Source organism: Burkholderia sp. ZZQ-2, assembly GCF_050768715.1.
Classification (GTDB): Bacteria; Pseudomonadota; Gammaproteobacteria; order Burkholderiales; family Burkholderiaceae; genus Burkholderia; species Burkholderia cepacia.
Map to the genome: position 1 here is coordinate 1 of NZ_LDVA01000082.1, position 883 is coordinate 883.

Sequence of the window (883 nt, forward strand, 5' to 3'; positions counted from 1 at the left end):
CCCCGGCGGCGCGACGCACGCGCGTGCACTGCTCGGCGATGCGCGCGAACGCCTGCGCGACGCACTCGACGGCATCGCGCTCGGCGATCCGCGCGACGATGCGGCGTTGCTGATCGCCGGCGAGCGGCTGATCGAACAGATCGACGACTACCGCGCGGCGCTCGACGGGCTCGTCGAACTGCAGCGCCCGCGCCCCGGCTACCGGCCCGCGCGGGTGCGCTTTCACCGCGACACGGGCGCGGCCCTGCGCAACGGCGTGCGCGCCGCGTGCGCGATCGTGATCTCGGGCGCATTCTGGCTCGCGACCGGCTGGAACCAGGGCGACATGATGCTGCTCGTCGTCGCGCCGTACTGCGCGCTGCTCGCGACCGCCGGCAACCCGGCCGCCGGCGCGCAGGCGTTCATCAAGGGCACGGTGCTCGCCGTGCCGGCCGCGTTCGTGTGCGCGTTCGGCATCCTGCCGCGCATCGAAGGCTTTCCGCTGCTCGTCGTCGCGCTCGCGCTGTTCTGGATGCCCGGCATCTACGCGACGAGCGTGCCGAAGACCGCGCTCGCGGGGCTCGCCTATCTCGTCGCGTTCAACACGCTGACCGGCGCGACCAATCCGTTCCGCCCCGACGTTGCGCTGTTCCTGAACCAGTCGGTCGCGTGGGTGCTCGCCACGTTCCTCACGCTGCTCACGTTCCGGTTGATCCTGCCGGGCAACCTGGCCACCGACGCCACGCGGCTGCGCCGCACGATCCGCGACGACACGCTCGCGCTCGTAGCCGGCCGGCGCGTCACGGCGGCGGGCTGGCAGCAGCGTCAGCAGCACCGCATCGCGCAGCTCGGCGCGCTGCTCGCCGGCCAGCCGGCCGCGATGACGCAGGCGAGCATCGAGGCG

1 protein-coding gene is annotated in these 883 nt (G+C 73.4%); it reads left to right on the forward strand.

The window, feature by feature from the left end:
* Positions 1–883 (forward strand): FUSC family protein (locus ABY44_RS03670; RefSeq protein ID WP_431640873.1); only part of this gene is annotated, 883 nt, incomplete at both ends.